We start from the raw sequence: 21346 nt of genomic DNA, 5'->3' as shown, positions 1-21346 counted from the left end.
ATGAATGCTGTGTAAAAAGGGAAAATGCGCGAGCACATATAGGTTCTTGACTATTGAGTACACACATATCTTAATATGTGCCCAAGCGTATTGTATTACTACGTAGAATTCTCTAAAAAATACTGACAAGAAACCTTCCAATTTTGTCATTCATCTTTCAGATCATTCTACTAAAAAACGTAGGGTTGGAACTGTGAAAATAGAAAACAAACAGATTAGCAGATCAGCGCAATCTTGGATCACCAGAGCAGAAAAGAACAAAAGCTTCAAGAAGAAAGATCAATTTCCAAGCCTTCTAAAGGATCTCAATACAGCATGCATATATGTAGATGTACAGAGGGATTTGTAATTTGTCTCGTTCTGGGCTTTCGGGGTTTAATTTTGTAATGCGTTACAGAATTAGCTTAAAATTAAAGAACGTGGGAGCCACTTCAAAAGAAAAAGCTGTGACTGTTGAAGAGGCTGAGTTAAACTCGCAGGAACAACAATGGTTACCTTATTTTGCTGGAGCTTTCCTTGGCGAAATAAAGAAGACAGATGACAAACGATACTATGTCTAGAAATACACATGCGCGCGCAAGTATACGACATCTGATTTACAATTTCGCATTTCGGATTGGTGTTAGACCGACAGGACTTTGTACCCTGTTATCCATGCATACAATGAAAAAAGCCACACATGCTTACCCACTTCCTGCAAGTCAGTGAGCAGGGCCACCCAGCCGTTGATAAATTTGTTGGTTGGTTGGTTGGGTTCAAATCCCACCCTCCTCACGCGCACGCATGCATGCATATGCGCTTACAGTCCTTTCCTGCGAAAAATTTATTAGTAAAAAAAATGTTTCCATGTTGACTAGATTTGCCCAGTTCCGATAAGACGAACGATGAGAACGAAATTGCTAAAATAATCCACGATTCCTTCGGATGGGCTCTAACCAAAGATCGAGCACTCTTTGAAAGCCTCTTTGCAAAAGATGATGACTTCTTTACATATTATCCAGACTCTAAGAGCACCGTCGTAGGATGGAACCAGTTTGAAACATTCCTGGATATGTGGATGAACCCACGAAACAAAGCTAAAGGATTTGATATCAGAAACCTAAGAATTGTAATTTCAAAGACGGGAGAGGTAGCCTGGTTTTCAGCTATAGTGGACGATGAAGGAGAATATAATGGGAAGCCTTGGGGCACGAAAGACATTCGATGGACGGGAGTTCTGGAGAAACGCGGTGGGAGCTGGAAGATATGTCAACAGCATATGTCAGAAGCAAACGATAAGAGCTTAAAATAAAGGTTGTAAAAATATCAGCGGTTGGTAATGAGTCTGTGTGGGGTTAAAGATATGCCTCAAACTCGCGCGCGCTAATTACTTGAACAAAAAGGAAGGAATGTAGGGGGAATTCGGGAGATATTTCCATCTTGGGCAGTTCTAACCGGACTATACTACCAGAGTTCGAATAATACTGCTTAGTTCTAAAAGATCAACCAACATAGAAAAAAAGAGGGGGAGGTAGACTTTCGAGATGTGCCCTTGCTGGGTTATGGTGGTGGTATTGGTGCTACTTTGTAGGGGCGCATCATTTCGTTGTCTTCATGATCCAAAATGTGGCAGTGCCAGACGTATCCAGGTCCTGTCGTAGGGTCGAATGGATATGTAGCTGATCCATCAATGGGCGCAAAGCGGACTCTGATGACAGTTACCTCGCCTGGGTTGACTTGGATGGTGTCTTTCCAGCCCATTTCGTTGGCAGCAGGAAGGACAGGTTTTCCCTTCAAATAGGTAGCCAAGGCAGCAAGACCTGTGGCAGGCGCGCCTACGTTTACTGTCGGCATAGTGAAAGGCAAGTCTGTCATTGGATTTACAACGCCATTCGCCGCGTACCAGTCAGCGAGGTATTTGTTGATATCGAAATTCTGGCGACTAACAAGCTGGAACTGTACGAGATGCAGGTGGATAGGATGGGTGTCTGCTGTCGGATTGACAATAATCCAGTCCTCAGTCGACCCAAGTTGTGGGGTTTCTGAAATTGCTTGGATTGAGTTTCCTGCCCACTTTTGTCCATCAAGGAATATCTCTGTTGGTCCTAGCATTCCCATTTTCTCAATGAGAGTCAAGGTTCTGCTTGGCGCATCAGGAGTTAGTACTGGTATTGTGCTGGGGAGTGTCAGTGGAATAGTTGTGGGCTGATTTGCGTCACTGAGCGGGCCGTTGATAGTGAATTGCATTATTGTGCCTACTGTTCTTGGGTCGGGTGATACACCATTCGGAAATGGAGCCTTGGCTCTATTCCGGACGATAACCCTGTCACCCGGGAAAAGGGTCGAAAAGTCGACAATTATGTCCGCCCTCTCGCCTGGTGCGATGGTCAAGCGTGTCAGTGGAACTGGTGCTGGCAGGTAGCCGCCATCCGTTCCGATCTGATAGAACGTCAAGGGTGGAGGATTCAGCATTGGATTCAAAGGTCCGGGTTTGACTTGGAACCATAGGTCGTAGAAACGAGCGTTTGAGCCGTCAAGTAGGCGGAAGCGGTATAGAGCCCGTTCCACGTTGAGGTTGGGCCAGACTTTGCCGTTAACCATGATTGTGTTGCCGAAGAACTCTGGTTGCCAGTAAGGGTGAACCATGGGGTCGAGGCCAATTTTTGGGAACCACATTGAGCCGTCACCGTTGAACGATCGATCCTGGATCACTATGGGATACTCATAATTGCCAAAAGGCAATGGTGTAGTGTCAGCAGGATCTCTGAGCAGATAGAACCCTGCTAGGCCCGACATCACGTTGATTCGGGTTATGCCCAGAGCATGGTCGTGGTACCATAGGGTTGTAGGAGGCTGCTGGTTGGGATAATAGAATCTTGCTTCATCAGAATTTCCAGTTCCAACGGCAGTTACGTTGAAAGCATCGCCTCGCATTCCATTGTAGGTAAACCATGCTTCGGGATGTCCATCAGACGTAGAATGGACTTCACCACCGTGCAAGTGTGGAATCAACGGAACAGGGCTTTGAGCGTTGTATCCTTCTGGGTTTCCAGAGATTATACTGCCATTGTATCCGGGAGGAAACATCGGATAGATTCCCTGCATCGCTAGTTCCATTACTCGTGTCATATTGATTGCGTTGGGATTTGCCCAATGAAGGGTTGGATCAACAGCAAACATGTGTAAGGATGTTATCTTGTTCTGCCACGTTACGTTGACGGGAGTCCCTTTCATGGCTTCAAATGTCGCGCCAGGCGCAAATCTGAAGTAGTCATTGTATAATCCAGTGAGTGGGTTATAATCCACTATACCTCCGTAACCCCACACCTCTGTCTCTGGAAAGGGCGGTGGTAATATTTGCTGCGTGAAATTAGTCATGTCAACTGTGTAATAGTCAACTCCACCGACAGTTGTCGGCACGTAGACTGGAGGTTTAACCAATTGATTGACGAACTTCGGTATCATCAGGGGATTCAGTGTTGGAAAATCTGCTGGCACTGGCTTTGCAGCATAAGAACTCATGATCCCTGAAGCAAATATGCTTGCAAGTACTAATAGGATTGTCAACAAGGAAGGAAGTATTATCTTCGTTTTCATTTTCTTTGCTCCTTTTATCTTTTACCTAACTTTGAAGTACATTGTTGAGTCATTATTTAAAATTGTGTGACTGTGATACCACAGCAACAGATTCGCGCATTTATCATGACACAAGACTTGATTTCTCAAATCAATTTCCTGAAGGAAGTACTGGCGCTGAAAAATGAGGCGCGTGCAAGAAAGCGAAATCTATATTTAGAGATTAGAACAAGGGTGTGTCCTATGCTAAGCTTTTCGGATTTCGATTTTTCCCCAGTTTGTTGTCTATTCCAGCAGACAAAACTGCACTGTGAGCCTTAACTAGCTATGTGTAAAGATTTGCAGGGACTCTGCATTCGTTTAGAGTGAGGGTGCTGTACCGAAATCTTCGCAGCCGAAGGCTGATGTGGGTCAATGACAGAAATAAGGCCAATCGGTCGCATTATTCGACGATCCAAATCTTTACTCGTATGTGATTGCACGCGCGTCTGTTTCAGTTCTTGCTTTGGCAACTACAGATTCAATGAATGATGTTTTTGCTTCAGTGTAGCATTCATGATCCGAACCATATTCTACTGCAAGTCTTTTCTTCAATTCGTGATAATCTTGAGCGACTTCTGGATGAGCTCGAAGATAGTTATGGAACAATAGATGTCTTTTACAGAAATCGCTTAACAATTCAACCATGTGTAGGTCATAATGTCGTTCCCTTGGTGGTCTGCCCTTGTGGAAATATCGTCTTTCAGGCATTGATTCTTCATACTCTGGAGCATACTCGTAGCCAATACTTTCAAGAGGTTCAATACACTTGTTAGCGTCTTTGAGATTCTTGATAGCGACAGTGATGTCAATAATCGGTTTGGCACCTAAACCAATGACGGCAGTGCTTCCTACATGTTCAATTCCAACAACAAAGCGTCCTATGACCTTAAGGATCAGACGCTTCTCATTCTCAAACAATTCAGACCATTGAGGGTTATAGTCCATAACTTTGACTAGTCTTTTCATTTCTCTAAACTTAACTGAAAAACGACAATAAAAAGCTCTATATTAGCACGCGAAAAGGTTTTATCAATTCTGGTTTAAACGAACTTGTTGAAAAGCTGGTTATGCCGCGCACGCGCCGATTTACATCACTCAGAAATTCACATTGCATATCTGTAAATCAAGAGGGATAGTAAACCTATATAGCGCGCGCACATAAAAAATCCAGATCACAAAGCTGAGGATTTGACGATGTTCCAAGTATCACAACAACTACGAGACATTGCTCAGAAAGTCATGGATTGGGCACTACCTATTGAGCGAGAACAGGTTGCGGTTTTCTATGCTGGTCTCGAAAATCTAGATTTGGCATACGCCTTTGCAGCGGAATGCGCAGTAAGAGGGATAGAAGTTCTAGTTCGAAGCCAAGGGGATTATATCTCAGATGCTAGGCTTCTAGAAGCTCCAATTGAAACCTTCGCAGGGTTTCCGAAGATTCCTCAGGCATTGATCGATGTCGCTGACTGGTTTATCTATATGAACGGAAGCCGTTTCGATAACTCAATCTATCAAAGATCAGAACTTAAAGAGAGACTAGTAGAAATCCAAAATATCTCAAAATGGAATGCTTGTAAGCTTCAGCAATTGTGTTTGGAGAAGAAGACGCACTTGGTAGGATTTCTGGATCCTTGTTTGCAGCAGGCTCAAGCTCTAGGTAAATCTTTCGAGGAAACTCGTCGACTGTTCCTTGCATCACTGGATATTGACTATGAGAAATTAACAGAATTGGGTCAACGATTAATTGCAATAATGGAAAGAGGCGGAGAAATTCACGTGAAATGTCCGAGAGGCACTGATCTGACACTTAGAGCTGATGGGCGCTCTTGGATTAATGACGATGGGAAATCGTCAGTCATACCTTATCTCCACAACTTGCCGGTAGGAGAAGTCTTCGTAGCACCTTTGGAAACAAGCGCATTTGGAGTAGTGTATCCTAGAGATCTTCCAGGAGATACAACCACGGGCTTCCGGCTCGAGTTCAACGGTGAAGAGAAGGCGAAAGTCTCTGCAGAGAGAATGTTTGAGCTGGCTAAGCCTCGCCTTGAAAGCGCGACTGGCAACCCCTACTCAATTGCTGAGTTTGCCATTGGCACTAATCCCTGTGGCAACATGCTCCTAGCAACGGAAAAAGCATACGGCACATGCCACGTGGCTCTGGGGGAAAACACTTGGCTTGGCGGCAGTAATGAATCTTCTCTGCACTGGGACTTCCTCATTGATAAACCAACAGTCACAATCAACAAGAAACCAATTCTGAAGAATGGAAAATTCATTATATGACAACTGCTCCGCGCGTGCATATCCTTCGTCAATTTCTTCCTTTCTGGAAAACGTAAGAAGGCAGCGACAAGAATCAGAATGCCTGCTCGATGCGCGTGCGTTGTAAACAAAACCATCACAAATCAAAATTAATCTTGAACTTATGGAAAAAAGGGGAGTTGCGGGTGACATCTCTACTGTGGAGTGGGTTCGAATCCCAACCCCGCACTACCGATTTTCGTACTATTTTTCTGAGTGTCTACATCCACGATTGAGTACAAGCAAATAGATTTATGTTCTAGAAAATGCATTTATAATATATCTGGATGACTCATGAGTTCGTGTTTTCTATCAAGGAGAAGGGAATCTCTAAGCATTACAATCGCCATTTTGAAAGCATCAAGGAAGGGTATCAGGAAAACGCATCTACTTAGCTCGGTATCCATGAGTTACGGACAGCTTAGCAGGTATCTTGAATTTTTGAAGGCCAATGGTTTTCTCGAAAAGAGTGGTGACTTGTATAAAACTGGAGAAAGAGGATTGGAACTGATAGAGGAATTTGAATCTTCACCTTTAACACGCAGCATATTAGCTACTTGACACTGTGAAAATGCATAAATATCCCCCTTTTTTCTATCGCGCTAAGGTTGATGTAGCCCTGGGGAGCTTTGAACTCCCGTTTAAGTTCCGTCAAACCAAGGGAGACGGAATGAACCAAGTCACTCGCTCAACAAAAGCTACAAAAATCCCGAGAATTTAAACCGATGTTTAAACCTAGCCCCCCGCACTATCGCTTTTCGGAAAATGGATTTAATTCTAAGGTTTTTTAATGAGCAGAACAAGGATAGGAGTATGTTAGCTTATTGCTAAGTTCTTCAGAAACTCTAGAAATGGCGTAAAAATGCACAGTAACATCAGAGAGAATCCTACAACAATTAAGGCTACACCCAGAACAGGTCTCGCAGGATATTTTACAGTCGTAGTGAACTTAGTGAAAATGTAATCATGTAAAACTCGCGTCTTCCTTTTCTCCATAAAAGAGACTCCTACCACGACCAAAATACAACCTTCCAACGCAATAATCGCGTAGTAGTAGTAAAAGACTTCTCGCAGAACGAACCTAAATAAGAGCATATTTAGTCCTAGTATGAGCAAAAAAATAAAGACACTCCAGATGACAACTCTCACCGCATTCTTAACCAGATTAGTAAAGTTCACTCAATTTTTCACCGATTTTTATTCATAGTTTAATTGAAGAGGGGCATTATAAAAATTGGGATTTATGTTATTTCAGTCGAACTAATTTTTAGAATCGCTTGTTTTCTCTCATTTCGCTTAACATAATAACTGAATTTGTATTCTGCTGGTTACTTCACCTTAACGGTATATGTAACCTTCGCAAATAACTTATCGAGAAAGGTTGCGCATTACATTTTTGTCGCCTAATCTCAGTTTTATCTTCGCCCAGAACATACGGCTACAAATTATTATAAGCGGGTAGGCAATTATCCAAGCCATTGCATACAATTCGCCATAGTAGTTGTGAAACAACATCCAATCACCACCATTTATTGCAATAACATAAATGGAAACTATTCTTAGAATATTAATAAAATAAGTTACAAGCGCGCCGAAAACGAAATAGATTATCCTTTGTCCCCATGGAATGCTTGTCTTCTTGAGAAAAAACAGAATTGTGAAAGTGTAGATGAGAAGGCTCTGCACACCTGAGCATGGCCAAGCTATACTAAACGTTCGCTCGCCTTGGGAGTTCCAAGCCTTCAGAACGGGCATTCCCTCCATTGAAGAATAAAAGCTTGTCTGGTAGCCCACGAAGTTTAGAACACTCGCTGCAAGCACAGCTGTGGTGGGAACAAAAATTTGGAATGGAGTGAAACTTCCATAAGGATACAAATTGTCTATAAAGTACACTGTTCCAATGGCGCCTAAGAAAAATGCTGAAATAGAAAAATCTTTCAAGCCATCAAATCCTTGCGCGAGCATTGTGATCGCAACAAATAGTGCCGTAAAAACTAAGTATTCAACGGAAAGAGGCATCCAATCCGCCCACTGCACATTGAAATGTCTGGCTAAGTCTAAAATTGCTTCGTTGAGTCCAAAATAGTTGGCAGCAGTAACGTACACTGATGGAAGTAACAAAGCTACCGCAAGCACAACAATTCTTGTAGGTTTTAAGATATTGAATGTTTTTGACTGAAATTTTTCCCAATCAAGCAGCAACTCTAGAATGATAAACCATAAGAAGAAAAAGTAGAACGTTCTGCCTTTCCACGTTGCTTGAAACGAGTTTGGATCTAAAAAGAAAAGAATAGCGATAGGTACACCAAACGAGAAGAAAATAGCCAAAGAGGTTTGCACTTTCTTTAAGTGAATTTTTGCCAAAACTTGCTGAATGAGATGGAATGTCTTGAACTTGGAACTTTCTCCGTGGGCATCGGATAACTTTTTCAAAAGCCTTCTCCTTTTCAAAAGCATGCATATGATCATCTTATATATATTATGTTAGTTGGATCTTAAGGAATAATTTGCACTGGGACAGAAAAGACCAGTGAGACTAGCTAACTTTATAGCTCATGGCAATAATATTTATATAAAAAGCAAAGGCAAAGGTTGTTGCAATGTTTAACAAAACAGTTATTCTAGTGATTCTTTTGTGTTTGCTAGCATTGCCGATGACGTTTTGGGCATTAACTGACTTAGAGGCAACTGCTAACACTAGTAACATCAACGCTTATGAAGGTGGGCTATTCGGTCTTAGCAGTTCCAACAGCACTATTTGGGTTCCAGATAACTACACAATGATACAGGAGGCTATTAACGCAGCAAGTTTCGGAGACACTGTCTATGTAAGAGCAGCAACATATTACGAAGATGTTGTTGTCAACCAAACCATACTACTAATCGGAGAGGACCCAGAAACAACTATTCTTGATGGTAAAGTTGAAAGCCCCCGTATTTTAGGTGTAGTAGCGTCAGACGTTGTCATAAGCAATTTTACCATCCAAAACACAAGAGTAGACCTGCCAGCTTACGGAGTCTCTATTAAAGACAGCCAAAACGTTACTCTAAATAATGTTATAGTAAAGAACTGTTACACAGGCATATGGCTTTACAATGCTTCACATTGCGAAATGCTCAACAACATAATTGTGAACAACACTTTTAACGGGATTGATTTACCTTCTGGAAGCAGCAACAACAGCATTGTTAGCAATTCGATAATTTTAAACACTAAAGGACTGCTTATTCAAGCGCCTACATGCCAGAACAACACTTTTTACCATAACAATTTTGTCAATAACACGATTCAAATAGAGGTACTTTGGGCTGGTCCAAATACATCGTGGGACAATGGAACTGAAGGAAATTACTGGAGTGACTATACAGGTGAAGACGATGGAAGTGGAGGACGAGTCGCTGGTGATGGCATAGGCGACACTGAAATTCCTTGGCTGGGAGTTGATAATTATCCGCTTATGGAACCTTGGGGACCACTTCCGCCAATACCGCCTGTAGCTCGTTTCAGCTACTCGCCAGAGTCACCAGTCGTAGAAGAAACTGTAACTTTTGATGCTTCAACCAGCTACGATCCCTATGGATCCAGCCTTAGCTATAGATGGGATTTCGGCGACGGTGCATACGACCCAGAATATTCACCAAAAGGAAACATAACGACACATGCCTACAACGCCACAGGCAACTACAACGTGACCTTAACAGTTAAAAAGGACCCAAACGGGCTAACAAGCAACATAACAAAAACCATCACTATACAAAAAATGAGTAGCAACATAACAATAAACATTTACCCTCAAATAGTAGAAGTTGGCTCCAATGTAACGATAAGCGGAATCATTACAGATCAGCACGAAAACCCCAGACCATGGGAGAACATCACGATTCGTTACCTGTTTTACCCTTTTGGAACATGGACTATGCTTGCCACCGTGAAGACACAGCATGACAGTAGCTACAACTTTGTTTGGACAACTACCGAAGCAGGAACTTATGTCCTCCTCAATGCCAGTTGGTTAGGTGATGATAAAACTTTAGGAGCCGAAGGGATTGTGTTGCTTGGGATAAACAAAGCTACAAGCAAAATCACAATTGACGTTGAACCGGAAACAGTTAAAGTAGGCTCAAACGTTACCATAAAAGGCTCTATAGATCCTACACGTGAGAATGTAAATGTTTCCATCCAATTCTACGCTGTGGGCGAGCTTAATCCTGTGGTTGTAGTGGTTAAAACTGATACAGATGGCTTCTACAGTTATACGTGGAAAACGTCGGAAGTAGGTACATATGAGATTGAAGCCCGTTGGGATGGCGACCGAAACACGTTGTCGGCAGAAACTGAGACAAAAGCGGTTGAGGTCGAGGCTGAAGCCCCTCCTGTAAACATAATTCCCTACGTAATTGTAGTAACGGTGATAGTTATTGCCTTAGCTTTTTCTGTGTACTTTATACTGAAGAAGCGACGTTAATGTCTCTAACTTGTTCAGTTCTTCAAGGGGGAAATATTAATCTTCTGTAGTCTTTGGAAGATAAGCAAGTTGTTTCATGGCTAGAAAGGTTAATTAAAATCGAGATGTTTTAACATTTTAAAAAGCTAGCAAAGGTGCCTATCGTGAGAAACGAATGGTTGGTTTTTGGAATAATTCTACTGTTTGTTGGTCTAATTGTGACATCTGCAGCGGTTAGCTCTCAACAGGAGAAAGTAGTGTCTCGAGATGACGTAGATAAAAAGTTGGACCTTCTTACGAACGCTACTTTTTGGTGGATTGCAGGTAACTTCAGCAAAGGAAGAAGATTATACCTAAGTATGCAGCCTGGTCCCGGTTGGACTGCCGAACCGCCTTCGGTGTACGAAATGTATCTTCTAAAAGTTCCTGTTACGATTACTGATCCACATGGAGAAGAGACTAGACTTTTTGCAATATTTGGAACAGATCCTAAAAGCACTCAATCGGATGTTGTTCGGTTTTGGGGCGTTAACCTTACATCGAATGATGGGGGACTAATTTTTGAGAAGTCCAACGAATTCCAAATGGTAGGAATTACTTATTATCAAGAGATAAGTGCAATCGTTACCATAGATGGTGTTTACAATGCAACAGTCAATCGTAACATAGGTGTTTGGAGCCCACCTTCAATACTTTTACTTCAGAGTTTACTGATAGAGAATGAGTATCCTTACTGGTTTGTTATCCCAATAGGTATTGCGCTCATGATTGCCGGGGTGTCTTTATCTATATGGGTGACCAAACACCCGAAACACTAACAATTTGATGCTGTATTGAAATACCAAATGCGCCAAGAAAAAAAAGTTAGTTAGGATTTTGCTTCCTTTCCTGTGTATAGGTGACATGCCACTAAATGTCCTTTACCCATGTCCACAAGTTGTGGTTCCACTGTACGGCAAATATCACCAATGTATGAAGGACAACGTGTATGAAATCGACAGCCAGAAGGAGGATTCACCGGGCTTGGAATCTCACCTTTAATCACTACTTCAATGCGTTTAGCAGTAGGGTCAGGAACTGGCACAGCCATGATCAAGGCTTTTGTGTAAGGATGTAAGGATTCAAAAATGACTTGTTCATTAGTGCCTTGTTCCATAACTTTGCCAAGGTACATTATGACGATGCGATCACACATATGTCTAGATAGTGCCAAGTCATGTGTGATGTATATGAACGAAGTTTGATGCTTTTCTAGCAGTGAAAGCATGAATTGAAGAATTTCAGCTCTAATTGAAACATCCAACATAGAAACTGGTTCATCTGCAACTATGAATTCAGGGTTAATAACGAAGGCTCTAGCTGTTGCGACTCTTTGTCTCTGACCTCCACTTAACTCGTGAGGATATCTAAAAACGAACTCTTCAGGAGGAGCCAACTCAGCATCTTCAAGAACATTGTAAACCTTTTTCTCTAACTCCTTCTCATCTGCAATGCCGAGCACCCTCATCGGCTCTGCTATAATATCCCCCACAGTCATCCTTGGGTTTAATGACTCATATGGATCTTGAAATACTATTTGCATCTGTCGTCGCAACGGTTTCATTGCGGCTTCCTTCAGATGGGAGATATCCTTTCCTTTGAAATATATTTTCCCAGAGGTTGGCTCAATAAGTCGCATAATTAGTCTACCTACAGTTGTCTTTCCACTTCCACTTTCTCCAGCAAGTCCTAATATTTCGCCCTTCTTTAATTCTAAATCGATTCCGTCTACAGCGTGAACAAAAAGTTGCTGTTTGGTAAGTAAAGTTTTAACGAAACCTAGCTTTACGGGAAACCATTTTTTCAAGTTTTCAACTTTTATTATAGTTTCTTCCATTAGTATCACCTAGTGACAAGATGGCAAGCTACAAAATGGCCTTTAGACACTTCTTTGAACTTGGGCTCCTCTTTTCTGCAGATGTCCATCGCATAATCGCAACGAGGGTTGAACCTGCAGCCTACTGGCGGATCTAAGAGATCTGGTGGCGAACCATGTATTGACACGATTTTTTGTCTCGGAGCATTAATGTTTGGAAAAGCTGAAATTAACCCCTGCGTATAAGGGTGTGCTGGTTTCTTAAACATTGTTACTACATCTCCAAGCTCTACTATCTTTCCCGCATACATAATGGCGAGTCTTTCGCATGTTTCTGAAATGATCGACAGGTCATGTGTAATCATTATTATTGCCAAGTTTAACTTATCCCTTAACTCGCTCATCAGTTTCAGAACTTGAGCTTGGACAATGACGTCCAAGGCTGTTCCTGGTTCGTCTGCAATTACAATGTCTGGGTTACACGCAAGAGCCATAGCGATCATTGCACGTTGTCTCATCCCCCCACTAAATTCGTGAGGATAATTTTTTGCCCTCTCAGGTTCCAAGCCCACCATTTCAAATAGTTTAGCAATTCGTTCCCTTGCTTCTTGTTTGGTTACTTTCGGCTCGTGCTGCTTAATTACTTCGATTATCTGGTCTTCTATTTTGTACATTGGATTCATAGCGTTCATGGCGCCTTGGAATATAAGGGAAATACCTTTCCATCGTATTTTGTTTCTTAACTCTTCTTCGGATAATTTGGTGATGTCCACATTCCTGAAAAGCATCTTACCTTTTAATATTTTGCCGTTTGACGGCAGAATCCTCAAGAGAGATAAGGCTACAGTAGTTTTTCCGCAACCTGACTCGCCAGCTAGTCCCATTGCTTCTCCTTTTTCCAATGAAAAACTGACGTTTTCAACAGCCTTCACATGACCTCTCATAGTCTTATAATAAGTTGTCAAGTTTTTTACGTCAAGCACAGACATATATGCACACCCAGCTTCATTAAGCTTGTAAATACATGCAAGCGTGCATATATATATAAGCTTTGACCAATGGATAAGAAGCTTTTTATTTTTCAGTCACTGTTCAAATCTTGGCGAAATCTATGGAGGATCGATGGCAGAACAAAAACATTCAATTGCCTATCCTATCTGACTACATCGGGCAATTTTTTAAACAGAGCGGCTTTTCTGTCTCACTTAATGGATTTAATGGAGACTATCGTATCACGGCGCAACCAAAGAGTGATCATTCGATTGCCGAAGATGTTCATGTTTCTCTTAGCGGCAATCCAAACGATTTCACCGTGAAATTTATTGCTGGATCTCGGTCGCGGATGCTTGTTAGGTCTGGTACTATTTTGCAGCTTTTTGGAGGGGGATTCTTAAGTTTAAAAGGTATAAAATCTCAGGAGGCTTTGGAAAAGTTGGAACGAAAGTTTTGGATTTACGTAACTGAGAAAGTTAGCCAGTTGGTATGTTCGGAGCGTGAGACGCCTTGACAGTTGATGCTTTGTTTCAGCGTCTTTCTCTAAGCCTTGGGTTCAATATTTCGTCCAAAGAAAATCCCAAAAGGATGAAAGCTGTTGCAAGGAGAGCAATCGCAATACAAGGTGGAAATATCCAGAACCAATATTCTGTAAGCCCTTTTGTGACTGCTATTCCGGATGCGTTGAAGTCATACAGTACTTTTCCCCAAGAGGGAATCGTGCGGTCGCCTAATCCCAACCAGCTTAGTGAGGCTTCATATATTATGGCGCCTGGAACTGAAGTGGCTAGTGTAACGTAGACTAGAGTAAATACGTTGGGAATAATATGTTTTGTTATTATGTAGAATTTTCCGGCGCCAGCCGCTTTTGCAGCTTCGATGAATGGTCTTTCGCGGATGCTTAGCACCATAGATCTTACAGAACGGCTAAAACTCATCCAGCCAAAGAAAGTTATGAGTATTATGATATTCCACATGCTGACTAGACCATATGTTGCTTTCATAACTGCAATTAAAACTATGAATAGTGGCAATGTTGGAAGGACCAAAAGTAAGTCAGCAAATCTCATTATGCCCTCGTCAACGATTCCACCGATGTATCCTGCAGTTAACCCCAAGAATAAACCGATAATCGTAGAAAACAGGGCGGAAAGAACACCTACGATCAGGGACACTCTTGTTCCATGAACCAACGTTGAGAAGATGTCTCGAGGGGGTATTGGATTACCATTATCTGTACCCAAAAGCCCAAAGGCGTTTCCATATATTATCATATTTAAATGGTCAATGTACACAGTTGTATCTTTCTCTTTGTCAAGAAAGTCTACACCGATAACAAGCGACATGTTAGCTGGCATTGAAAAGATTACTTGTTCGGGAAAAGCGAATCCAACATTTTGCCTAGTCTGTGCACTCGTAGACACCTCTTTTGTATGAACATAATCTAATATACGTCCCTCTTTTATATTTGTAGCTAGGAAACTTGTAATCAGAAAAGTTTGATTTTTGCTGTTATTTCGTACCATTATAGTTATATTGACGTTTCTTAATGTAGAAGCTTCTACATGTATGGACATATGCAAGAGGAAGGATTTTGGCGATTCCCAGTATTGATATTCAAACGACTTAGACATTACTACATTGACTTCTCCTTCAGGAACGGGTTCCTCCGGCTTTGGGCTGTATGATATTTCCACACATCCATCGTTTTTAAACCCTTTTTGGCTGTTGTATTGTGTGTTTATGAGATCAGGAGAACTTGCTTTCCATTGCCAGTCATTTTTAAATATTTGCTCTGAAGAAAACATGTGATCTGGCACTACTTCTATGGTTTCCACGATATCTGAACCAGTCAAGTACGTTGCTTCAAAGAATGTTCCCCCTGGGAGATCTTTCAATATTTTTATTTGGTCCCGATATGCTAGGTCCCAGCTCCATTCTTCTTCAAACGTTAGGTCTCTCACGGTGTTATTCGGGAAAGTTGCGCTAACTCTTTTGGGCTCTGCAGCATATAAGGATAAAGGAAGGTAGTTCTTAGAAGTATTTTCTCCTACGAGACCAAATAGTTGAAAGGTTTCATTAATTTCAGGGACATTGAGATATGAATTGTAGAATGTTTCTATATTTTCAATAGGGCCTTTGTAGACCCAAGGCAGATATTTATACCATGTTGGGTAGCATAGTGTATCAGTGAGTTTAGGGCCGAGTTCTTCGCCATACGCTGGATATTCCCCTACACCACGCCACGGGCTTATGGGATCGTAAGGAGCAATCACTGGTGCTAAGATTCCTACGAGTACGAAAAAAACTATAATGACTATTCCAATAGTTCCGCGTTTGCTTCGACTGATCTGACTTAGGGTTCGTCGGAATCTTGTTATCATGAAGGCTGTTCTAGCTTTTCTTGTTGCCATTTTTCTCACCCATATCTAACACGAGGATCTATTATGCCGTATAACAAATCTGCGATGAAGTTCGCGACAATTACGAGTAACCCTGTTACATAGAAAATGGCACTCAAGACAGGAAGATTTGGGAAAGGATAAATTGAGTGCCATGTTAGCAATCCCATACCGTTGTATGAGAAGAGTGTTTCAGTTATTATTGCACCGCTTATTAGAAAGGCGAACGCTATTGCAACGTTAGTTATGAGAGGTAATGAAGCATTTTTCAAAATATGTTTGAATAGAACAGTTCTTTCTTTAAGACCTTTAGCTCTTGCAGTTAGCACATAGTCTTCGTTGATTGTTTCAAGAACACATGCTCTTGTTAGAAGGATCCAACCTCCAACGGAGAACATAAACAAAGTAATCACTGGTAACACTATCATAATTCCTCGTCCAGCTATAAATTCTAGAATGTTTGCTGGAGGATTACGCCCCCACTCCACTGGAAAGGTTCCTCCAGCAGGGAACCAGTCGAGCTGAATGGCAAAAAGGAATATCATTATCCAGCCTATAAAAAATATAGGAACTGAATAGCCCACCAATGAGCCCGTTACCACGAACGTATCAAAAAGTCCTCCTCTCTTATTAGCCACTATTACTCCAATAATAATTCCAATAAGGATGGAGATAATCACTGAGCTTCCCATAAGTATAATCGTGTTAAACAATGGTGTCAGCACAGTGTTCCAAACAGGTTCTCCACTGCCGGTTTCTCTGCCAAAGTTAAAAGTCAACATGTTAGAAATTGTTAGGAGATATCTTTCGTGTAAGGGGCTGTCAAGCCCAAAAGCGTGTCTCAACTCGTTATATCTGTCTTCATCTATCCTTCCCCTTTGACCTGCTACAAACTGCGCAAGTGGATCTCCAGGCATCATCGAGAATATCATAAAGTTGACTGTTATTACAGCCCAGATTAAGATAATTGAATAAAAAATTCTTTTTCCAATGTATCCTTTGAGCCCCATGTATCCCATCTCAGATAATCTTTCGTGTTAGAAGATCACGTGCAGCATATTTAAGTTTTGGTGCATGAAAGTAAAAAAAAGAGGAGATGTTGAGCTTATTGGTTTTGGCTATGGATTTTATGGGGGTATTGCCCATTTTAGTCCGTATTTGCCTGTGATGCTTACTATGTCGTAGATGCCTATGTGTGCAAGGTCGGTTTTGTCTAGGTCTGCACCTGGGAAGTAGCCAGGGTCATATACCTTGTCGCCGCTGTGGCAGTAGCTTCCTGTGGCTTTTACTACGTCGTAGATGTTGATTTGGAAGTAGCCGCTGTCGCGTCCAGGAATCTCCCATCCGGGTTGTCCTCCTGGAGTGTTCCACCACCAGCGCCAGTCAGTCTCACCCAAAGGTGGATCTTCAAGCCAGTAGTATGGGTTTTTGTTCAGCGTAGCATATCCGCCTACGCCTTCCGTTATGCCTAGGGCGTAGAAGGGACCGAAGCCGTACCACGTGAGTTCCCAGTCTAGGCCTGCAAGGTAGTAGCCGTGGGGGTCAAGATCGTCTGTGTAGAAGTTGATCGTGTATGTTCCAGCTCCTACGTCGCCTTCAAGCATAATCCAGTTATGCTCTCTGTCTTCGTAGCCACCGTAAATGTAGTAGTCGACTGGCACGTCGTCAGAAGTCACCTGTACTATGTTTTCTGCTGTCAATTTGAAGTGGGTTCCTGTACTGCAGTTTGAGCCGTCACTTGTGAAACTTGCAGAGCTTGGATTGCATAGTGGGTCGATCAGCTCGTCTTTGGCGAGTATCGGGTATTGCGGTGCGGTGTAGAACCAGTAGCTTGCGTCGTCGAAGTAGTACTTAATCGTGTAGTCGTCGATTATTTCGCTGTGGTGCAGGTCTTCGTAGCTTGGATAGTTCCAAGCATCAGGGAAGCAGTAAGTGTACCATGCCGAGAACTCTAAGTCATGCGTGTTTAGATTTCGTACATAGTTGCCTGTTCCTGGTTCAGCTATCCCACAGTCTGACCTCAGATAGTACGTAACTGTGGATTTCTCAGAAGGCTCGTTTGGACCTGGGTATGGATCGATCCACGTTCCAACTTCCCAGTCTTGAGCCGCTCCAGCTTGATCTATTGTAAGATCGTATGGGTTCACCATCAATAAGGCATTGAATATCCTGTCCATCGTTGCGTAGTCATAGTACCATGTTGAGTACAATGGGTTAAGTGCCTTAGGTCCGTTTACTGTTCCCATCCTAATTGGGCCGCCAGCACTTTGGTATGCATTCCAGAACTGGTACGCGTTGTCGTATCCGTAGCCGAACTGGTTGATAACTCCGCACATGGTCTTACGCCAGCCGACGTAGCTTGTGTAGGACCATAGAGGAATGTTGACACACAAATCAGCCCAGCCTAATCCGCCTGCCGCTAGAGCAGAAATGTTAGCTGCAGCAATACTTGGTGTGAAATATACAGCGCGAACATATTCGTCAAGCAGCGGATAGTTGGGGAGGTTTGAACTGTTCATGCCTGTTACGTAGTTTGATCCATATGAGAACCAGTAGTCACTGTGGTATCCGAAGTAAAGGAACGTTGGGTATCTTCCTAGGCTCCAGCCGCCTGTGTAAATGTGGTAGTTTAGGTCTCCCATAACAGGCGGGAAGCAAACGTCTGAAGTACCTTCGATTGCGGTGTATGGGACATCTAAGGTGTCCAACTGGTATGTAAGGTGTATGCCGGCATCGTGCCTTTTGTCTTCAGTTCTTATGTAGAAGATAAGCGGGTCCATGTTGCCTCCGGCTTCTGCGCCATCCCAACCAACAGGATAGTTTCGAGTGCCATCAGGTTCAGTGTCAACGAATCCTGCAGCGTCTAGTAACGTTGCAGCCTTAGTTATGTCGTACTTCCACTCGTAGTTCGCTTGGAGTAGGGTTTCGTTCCACCAGGTGATGGAGTTCAGTGGAATTGGAACGTTGAGTATTCCTCCAGCGCCCAGCAAGATTTCATCCACGATGTATTGCTTGTCCACCGCGCATGTTAGAGCCTGTCTGAACTCTTTAACGGTTAGAGGGTTTCTGATTCCAGGATAGGTACCAGCTACGGTGTAGTTGTTGTTTAGGTCAAACTCAGACATTCCGTTTTCAACATACTCTGCAATGGCGATGTTTGGATCAGCTTCCGAGCTCACTCTCTGCTCATGAGTCAACGACCACTGATAAAAGTCGATGTCATCAGCCATTAGAGCAGCGAAACCAGCCTCTGGACTACCGTAAAATCTAATGTCAGCATCAGCCCTCGGTGCTGCGCGTACTGGAAACACTACGCCGATAGATATTAGCATCAAAGCTGCCAAGAACACAAATGCTAAAATGCTTGCTTTTTTCATTGATTTTTTCTCCTTCCTCTTTCAGCAAGTTATCGATATCCCAACGGATAATTAAAGTTTTTGGAAAAATGTTCTAGGTCAAAAATTTAACCTACAAGTTAAGTTTAAAGCCACAAGAATGCGTTAAACTTATCAGATATCCTAATACTATTCTAATCGAGTGGTTCAACGTTTGGAAGCTGACTTCTGGAATCGCCTAAACATCTTCGAAAGTAAAGTAAGAAGATATATCTTAAGATTACTATTAGAATTGGAATGGAGATCCTTATCAGATATTGCCAAAAAACTAGAAAATGACTATAACCTGAAAATAACACTGCCAGGACTACTCAAGCATATGAAACAATTAGAAGAAATAGGACTGATACGACATGAATCAGGCATTTTTGCAAAGAAGCCTGATGCAAGAAAGACTGTATATTTGCTAGAAGGGAGAGAAAGAGTTGAAAAACTTCTTCAACATCTAGAGGACAACGTTGGAAATCTACTACAAACAGGGATAATATTCAGCAAAACTGCTAAAATGGCACGTAGAATTCAAGGGATGCGAAACAATGTTTCTAAAGAAGAAATAGGCTGCCTCAAATCATTACTTACCCAATGCGAATCAGAAAAAGTAAACAGTTACCTAACAGGAGATGAAAAGAAAAAAGTAAAGCTTTGGAGAATTATGATAAGACTGCTAGAAGAAAAATAGGTTTAGAGACGAAAATCTTCTTAAGGTTTGACCAAATTCCAAATCAACTCTACCACGTTCTTCTTTTCAGGACTCGGAAGATCACCGAGAAGATGCGCTGCCACTTGAAAAATACCCTTCGAAAACTCGCTATCAGCGAATTTTTTATACGCCAAAAAAGCTTTCTGATGCCTTACTCCGCCATATGACTTTAGCACCCTCTGATCTTCCTTTATTCGTGCTATACAAGAAATTTCAAGAAGATTTTCAAGGTCTTTAACAAATTCATCATTGAACCTCTCAGGTGTTTTGATTCTATTTAACACAAAACCAAGTGGTACACACTGGAGAAAATACCTACCCAAACGAATGGTGTCTATGGCTGACTCAACACATAGTACAAACTCGTCTTCGGTTAGGAGAAGGATAAAGTATTCACATACTCCTAACGACAAGAAAGCTGCTTTACCCAAGGGAAACGGAACATCTATAAGCATAAAATCTGCTGTCAAGTCAGAGATTTTCTTTGCAAAACTCACAGGATCTATGTCAAGATACCCTTGAAGGGAGATTCCCGAAGGAATCAAAAACAGATTGTCGACTTTCGTGGAATATACTGCCTTCTCAATCTTCAAATCATCTTTTACAACTTCATCAAGCTTACAGTCACTAGTAGATATATTGACGTCGAGGATTTTTTGCAGAGGATGGTTCGGATCTCCCTCAATTAAAATCACCTTTTTGTCTTTACCAGCTAGAGCAGCACCTACGTTTGCACTCATAAGGGACTTGCCTACCCCACCCTTTGAAACTGCAAACGTAATAGATTTCATATTATTTCAAAAAACTTTCATAATCAACGCTTAAAATCTTAATCTGTTCTTAACCCAGAGGTTAAATAAAAACAGACTAGTCTGTGACTCTTTCTTTCTCTTTTTTCTCAAACTCCAACTTGACAATATCTTCAAAATTTTCGCGAGGTCGTACTTTTATTTTATATTTCTTTTCGAATTTCTTGATTTTGGCTTTCCTTCTTTTTACATCAGCCTCAAAGAATGCCCGTGCAGTGTCTAAATATTTATGTGCACGCATTTGCAGTTCAAACTCGTAAACTTGAATAAGTTTTTTCTGCTTAATGGACATCCTGTGATATCTTATGACAAGCAAAAAAAGAACAGTCACAACCGCTGCCAAGAAAATCGTTACCCAGAACCACAATTGATACCATACAGGTTGCTCTTGGGATAACAAGATGATGGTAGTCGGCTCATGCTCTGAATAATCATAGGTGAAGTACAGCCAAGTATGTGTCTTGTTTCTGTGAACGGTACTAGCCGTTAAGGAGATGTTGTAATTTGCAATCACCTTGTAAGGAGGCCCAACTAAGTCATGAGGAATGCAAATGCGGCAGAAACCTTTGCCTTCACTATTATTAACCTGAAAACTCACTTTAGCAGTATTGTTAGCTTGATGGTAAAGATGTCTTAAACTTGAAATTGTGGAATTTGAGACTACGTTAAGGGTATAAGCTTTATTTCTTACCGAGAGGTTGAACTGCATGAAGATACTCATTAAAGGGTAACTGTCGTTGGTGTTTTCATTGATAATATATGCTGTATCACCGATTCCATTCTCGATCTTATCTGACCCATTATAACTGCTCCAATAGTTCCCTTCGATACCATTGTTCCAAGAATTTT

18 protein-coding genes are annotated in these 21346 nt (G+C 41.9%); 7 read left to right on the top strand and 11 right to left on the bottom strand.

Annotation, left to right across the window (positions count from 1 at the left end):
- Positions 1-350 precede the first annotated feature (350 nt).
- Together OEX01_04440 and OEX01_04435 are read left to right on the top strand one after the other, a co-directional pair.
- The gene (locus tag OEX01_04440; protein MDH5448235.1) at positions 351-560 is read left to right on the top strand and encodes a hypothetical protein; all 210 of its coding nucleotides are present in this window, start codon (positions 351-353) and stop codon (positions 558-560) included.
- Between the two features lie 299 nt (positions 561-859).
- Positions 860-1291 carry a nuclear transport factor 2 family protein gene (locus OEX01_04435; GenBank protein ID MDH5448234.1) on the top strand — a complete coding sequence of 144 codons (432 nt, stop codon included), beginning with the start codon at positions 860-862 and terminating at the stop codon, positions 1289-1291.
- Positions 1292-1539: 248 nt separating this feature from the next.
- Here OEX01_04435 and OEX01_04430 read toward each other — a convergent pair whose 3' ends face one another.
- Both OEX01_04430 and OEX01_04425 read right to left on the bottom strand, forming a co-directional pair.
- Complete coding sequence (locus OEX01_04430) at positions 1540-3501, bottom strand: multicopper oxidase (protein ID MDH5448233.1); 1962 nt, start codon at positions 3499-3501, stop codon at positions 1540-1542.
- A gap of 516 nt (positions 3502-4017) precedes the next feature.
- Positions 4018-4563: a GrpB family protein gene (locus OEX01_04425; protein MDH5448232.1), complete on the bottom strand. Its 546-nt coding sequence runs from the start codon at positions 4561-4563 to the stop codon at positions 4018-4020.
- Positions 4564-4791: 228 nt separating this feature from the next.
- Between OEX01_04425 and OEX01_04420 the strand changes: the two genes are divergently transcribed.
- A complete protein-coding gene (locus tag OEX01_04420) occupies positions 4792-5880 on the top strand; it encodes an aminopeptidase (protein ID MDH5448231.1) in 1089 nt (362 codons plus the stop codon).
- Positions 5881-6714: 834 nt separating this feature from the next.
- On the opposite strand, the gene OEX01_04415 is transcribed toward OEX01_04420, so the two are convergent.
- Together OEX01_04415 and OEX01_04410 are read right to left on the bottom strand one after the other, a co-directional pair.
- Positions 6715-6894, bottom strand: a complete 180-nt coding sequence (locus OEX01_04415; GenBank protein ID MDH5448230.1) for a hypothetical protein — start codon at positions 6892-6894, stop codon at positions 6715-6717.
- A 372-nt stretch (positions 6895-7266) separates the two neighbouring features.
- Complete coding sequence (locus OEX01_04410; GenBank protein MDH5448229.1) at positions 7267-8331, bottom strand: archaeosortase/exosortase family protein; 1065 nt, start codon at positions 8329-8331, stop codon at positions 7267-7269.
- A gap of 167 nt (positions 8332-8498) precedes the next feature.
- Here OEX01_04410 and OEX01_04405 point away from each other — a divergent pair, with 167 nt between their 5' ends.
- Together OEX01_04405 and OEX01_04400 are read left to right on the top strand one after the other, a co-directional pair.
- Positions 8499-10364 carry a PKD domain-containing protein gene (locus tag OEX01_04405; protein MDH5448228.1) on the top strand — a complete coding sequence of 622 codons (1866 nt, stop codon included), beginning with the start codon at positions 8499-8501 and terminating at the stop codon, positions 10362-10364.
- 143 nt (positions 10365-10507) lie between these two features.
- A complete protein-coding gene (locus tag OEX01_04400) occupies positions 10508-11161 on the top strand; it encodes a hypothetical protein (protein MDH5448227.1) in 654 nt (217 codons plus the stop codon).
- Between the two features lie 50 nt (positions 11162-11211).
- On the opposite strand, the gene OEX01_04395 is transcribed toward OEX01_04400, so the two are convergent.
- Together OEX01_04395 and OEX01_04390 are read right to left on the bottom strand one after the other, a co-directional pair.
- Entirely contained in the window at positions 11212-12219 is a 1008-nt protein-coding gene (locus tag OEX01_04395) for an ABC transporter ATP-binding protein (GenBank protein MDH5448226.1), read from the bottom strand.
- 5 nt (positions 12220-12224) lie between these two features.
- Positions 12225-13187: an ABC transporter ATP-binding protein gene (locus OEX01_04390; GenBank protein ID MDH5448225.1), complete on the bottom strand. Its 963-nt coding sequence runs from the start codon at positions 13185-13187 to the stop codon at positions 12225-12227.
- 122 nt (positions 13188-13309) lie between these two features.
- Between OEX01_04390 and OEX01_04385 the strand changes: the two genes are divergently transcribed.
- A complete protein-coding gene (locus tag OEX01_04385) occupies positions 13310-13705 on the top strand; it encodes a hypothetical protein (protein MDH5448224.1) in 396 nt (131 codons plus the stop codon).
- Between the two features lie 16 nt (positions 13706-13721).
- On the opposite strand, the gene OEX01_04380 is transcribed toward OEX01_04385, so the two are convergent.
- The 3 genes from OEX01_04380 to OEX01_04370 form a co-directional block, all read right to left on the bottom strand.
- Entirely contained in the window at positions 13722-15605 is a 1884-nt protein-coding gene (locus tag OEX01_04380; GenBank protein ID MDH5448223.1) for an ABC transporter permease, read from the bottom strand.
- A gap of 5 nt (positions 15606-15610) precedes the next feature.
- The gene (locus OEX01_04375; GenBank protein ID MDH5448222.1) at positions 15611-16603 is read right to left on the bottom strand and encodes an ABC transporter permease; all 993 of its coding nucleotides are present in this window, start codon (positions 16601-16603) and stop codon (positions 15611-15613) included.
- Positions 16604-16720: 117 nt separating this feature from the next.
- On the bottom strand, positions 16721-18970 hold the full coding sequence (locus OEX01_04370) for an ABC transporter substrate-binding protein (GenBank protein ID MDH5448221.1): 2250 nt from the start codon (positions 18968-18970) through the stop codon (positions 16721-16723).
- A gap of 160 nt (positions 18971-19130) precedes the next feature.
- On the opposite strand from OEX01_04370, the gene OEX01_04365 reads away from it, so the two are divergent.
- Positions 19131-19667 (top strand): helix-turn-helix domain-containing protein, encoded by a 537-nt coding sequence (locus OEX01_04365; GenBank protein MDH5448220.1) that lies wholly within the window; start codon positions 19131-19133, stop codon positions 19665-19667.
- A gap of 20 nt (positions 19668-19687) precedes the next feature.
- Here OEX01_04365 and OEX01_04360 read toward each other — a convergent pair whose 3' ends face one another.
- On the bottom strand, positions 19688-20479 hold the full coding sequence (locus OEX01_04360) for a MinD/ParA family protein (GenBank protein ID MDH5448219.1): 792 nt from the start codon (positions 20477-20479) through the stop codon (positions 19688-19690).
- A 76-nt stretch (positions 20480-20555) separates the two neighbouring features.
- The coding region (locus OEX01_04355; protein MDH5448218.1) for a hypothetical protein at positions 20556-21346 on the bottom strand (791 nt) is incomplete at its 5' end.

Source organism: Candidatus Bathyarchaeota archaeon (assembly GCA_029882535.1).
In the GTDB taxonomy this organism is placed as follows: Archaea; Thermoproteota; Bathyarchaeia; order Bathyarchaeales; family SOJC01; genus JAOUKM01.
Note: the sequence above shows the minus strand (reverse complement) of the source record. Positions and strands in the feature narration are given on the sequence as shown.